This is a genomic window from Sphingomonas sp. Ant H11, assembly GCF_000797515.1.
Lineage (GTDB): Bacteria > Pseudomonadota > Alphaproteobacteria > Sphingomonadales > Sphingomonadaceae > Sphingomonas.
Window position 1 is genome coordinate 1 of record NZ_JSBN01000162.1, and the last position, 3,320, is coordinate 3,320.

Annotated in this window: 1 protein-coding gene and 1 pseudogene; both read right to left on the minus strand. The window is 68.0% G+C overall.

What is annotated here, in order from left to right; all coding sequences use genetic code 11:
- Nucleotides 1–28 precede the first annotated feature (28 nt).
- Nucleotides 29–1,403, minus strand: a pseudogene (locus NW75_RS20650) (UDP-N-acetylmuramoyl-L-alanyl-D-glutamate--2,6-diaminopimelate ligase).
- A 35-nt stretch (nucleotides 1,404–1,438) separates the two neighbouring features.
- Nucleotides 1,439–3,178 (minus strand): peptidoglycan D,D-transpeptidase FtsI family protein, encoded by a 1,740-nt coding sequence (locus NW75_RS20655; RefSeq protein WP_033967286.1) that lies wholly within the window; start codon nucleotides 3,176–3,178, stop codon nucleotides 1,439–1,441.
- Between the last annotated feature and the right edge of the window lie 142 nt (nucleotides 3,179–3,320).

Sequence of the window (3,320 nt, forward strand, 5' to 3'; positions counted from 1 at the left end):
AGGCGGGAGGGGAATAAGAAATGCCCGCTCATGCCGCCATCTCCCGCGCGACGCTGACATCGTCGAACGGCAGCACCAGATCGCCGACGATCTGCCCCTGCTCATGCCCCTTGCCTGCGATCAGGACGATGTCCTGTGGCCCGGCCATGGCGATCGCCGCGCCGATCGCCTCGCGGCGCGATCCGATTTCGGTGGCACCGGGCGCGCCTGCCAGCACCATCGCGCGGATCGCGGCAGGGTCTTCCGAGCGGGGATTGTCGTCGGTGACGATGACATGGTCGGCCATCGCCGCGGCGATGCGCCCCATTTCGATGCGCTTGCCCTGGTCACGATCGCCGCCCGCGCCGATCACCACGATCAGCCGCCCCGCCGCATGCGGCTTGAGCGCCGAAATCGCCGCTTCGAGCGCGTCGGGGGTATGCGCGTAATCGACATAAACGGGCGCGCCGTGGGCCGCGATCACCGCACGCTCCAGCCGCCCGCGCACTGGTTGCAACCGGCCCAGCGCAGCGATCGTCGTGGCGACATCGCCGCCGCACGCAATTACCAAGCCCGCCGAGGTCAGCGCATTGGCGGCCTGATAGGCACCGATCAGTGGCAGCGTAACCTTATAGCTCTTGCCTTCCGCCTCGATCACCAACCCCTGCCCCAGCAAGGTCGGCTCGCGCCCGACAAGCTTGAGCGTTTCGCCCGTGGTTCCGACCGAGAGCACGCGAAGGCCGCGCGCGCGCGCGCTCGGCGACGCGGGCCGAGGCGGGATCGTCCGCCCACACCACCGCCGTGCCATCATCGGCGAGCACTTCGCTGAACAGGCGCAGCTTGGCATCAAGATACGCCGCCATCGTACCGTGATAATCGAGATGATCGCGGCTGAGATTGGTGAAAGCGGCAGCCTGCACCGCCAGCCCCTCGGTGCGATATTGCGACAGGCCGTGGCTCGACGCCTCGAACGCAACATGGCTGACGCCTTCGCGCTTCAAACCGGCAACGTTGGACAGGAAAGTGACGATGTCGGGCGTGGTCAGCCCGGTCGAGACGCGGTCATCGGCGGTGGTGACGCCCAGCGTGCCGATCGAGGCGGCGTGGAACCCAGCCATCCGCCACACTTGTCGCACCATCTCGACCGTCGAGGTCTTGCCGTTGGTGCCGGTGACCGCGACCGCAACCTCCGGGAAGGGCGCGAAGAACTGCGCGGCGAGTTGGGCGAAGCGGCGGCGCGGGTTGACATCCGCAATGTGCAGCGCGCCGACGACGTGCGCCTCCGGGCGTGCCACCACCGCAATCGCACCTCCCGCGACGGCGGCGGCGATATAGTCCTCGCCATTGACGACCGCGCCCTGAAAGGCACCGAACACGACGCCCGGCGCGACCTTGCGATGGTCGATCGCAAAACCCGTGACCATCGCATCCGGCGCACCGCCGACCAGCGTTGAAAGCTTCACTGTTCCTCCGCGCCGCTCGGCGGCGTTGCCCCGGCGACGAGAGTCAGCATCGGCCGGAGATCGCTAATATCAACGTCGCGCCTCGCGTCGGGCATCACGCCCAGGATCGACCCGGTCCGCGCGATCACGCGCCCCACCACCGGCGCGGCGTTCCACGCCGCTGTCTTCCAGCCACCAGTTTCCCTGGTGCCTTCGGGCGAATCGAGCATGGCCAGCACCACATAGCGCGGCGCGTCCATCGGGAAAGCGGCAACGAAGGTGGCGACGTTGCGGTGATGGTCATAGCCGCCGTTCGACGCCGCTTCGGCGGTGCCGGTCTTGCCGCCGACGCGGTAGCCGGGCGCATCGCCCTTGCGCCCGGTGCCGTACAGGCAGACGAGCCGGAGCAACTGGCGCATCCGCGCACTTGTCTGCTCACTCAGTACGCGCCGCCCCGCAGGGGCCTGGCCGGGCGCGACCTTGAGCAAGGTCGTCGGCCGCCAGATCCCGCCATTGACCATCGTCGCATAAGCGTTCGCCAAGTGCAGCGGGGTCACTGCGATGCCGTGGCCGTAAGCCGTCGTCATCACCGTGGTGCGGCCCCAATAGCGCGGCCAGATCGGCCCGGCGCGCTCGCGCAGTTCGATCGACGGGCGCTCGCCAAAGCCCATGCCCGTGAACATCGCCGAAAGCTTGTCCTTGCCGAGCTCGTCAGCAATGCGGGCGGTCGCCACATTGGACGAATAGATCAGCGTTTCTGGGATGTTGAGCCAGCGCTTCGGGTCGCCGCGTTCGTCGTGAATCGTGAAGCCACCGACCTTGAGCGGCGCGGTGGCATCGAAGCGGCGCGCCATCGAGGTGATCGTGCCGCTCTGGATCGCGGTCGCCATGGTGATCGGCTTGAAGGTCGAGCCCAGTTCGTACACCGATTGCGTCACGTTGTTGCGCAGCGCATCGCTGGTCGTGCCGGTCAGCTTGTTGGGATTGTAGACTGGCAGCGAGGCCATCGCGATCACCTCCCCGGTGTGCACGTCCAGCACCAGTCCGGTCGCCGCCTTGGCCTGGAAGGTGACCATCGCCCGGCCGAGTTCGCTTTCCATCGCCGTCTGCACGCGCGCGTCGATCGACAGCGCAATCGGTTCGCCGCGGTGGCGCGGATCGGTCAGCCGCGCATCGAAGGCGCGCTCGATCCCGGCGCGACCCATGATGTTGGGGTCGGTCGCGGTCGGCCCGATATAGCCGAGCGCGTGCGCCGCCATCGTCGATTGCGGATAGAGCCGCTCGGGCTCGCGCGCGAAGACGATGCCGGGCTCGCCGAGCGCGTGGATCTCGTTCACCATCGCCGGGGAGGCGTGCTTGTCGAGATAGGTGAACTTGGCCTTCATCGTCAGGCGCTGCAGATACCAGGCCGAATCATGATCGGGCATCGCAGCCGCCAGTCGGTCGGCGAGGCTCTGGCGGTCGCCCAGCAATTCCGCCGGACGCACGCCGATCGTCCAGGCTTCGATGGTGCGCGCCAGTGGCTGGCCGTTGCGATCCAGAATGTCGGCGCGCACCACCGGATTGACGGTGAGCGTCGCCGCACCGGCTGGGGAACCGAGCAGACCCAGCAGTGCGATCCGCACTATCACCAGCAGGAAACCCGCGCCGATCAGCAGCATCAGCATCATCAGCCGCACATGCGCAACCGCGACCAGCGCGTGACGCTGATCGCTCGATCGCCTGGCCGGAAGGGGGCGCGCGACGAGTGTGCTCATCGCGCCGACCGGCTTTCCGCTCGAGCGCCGCTGCGCAAATCCCCGATCATGCTATCGTCGAGCAAAGCCCGGTCGAGCATCGCGACCGCAGCACGCGGCCTGGGCGGCGCGGCGGCTGCCATCGCCGCGCGCGGTGGGGGAA

What these genes read in the sequence shown, in the direction of transcription:
- NW75_RS20655 (WP_033967286.1), bottom strand. Translation starts at nt 3,178, where the DNA reads ATGAGCACACTCGTCGCGCGCCCCCTTCCGGCCAGGCGATCGAGCGAT.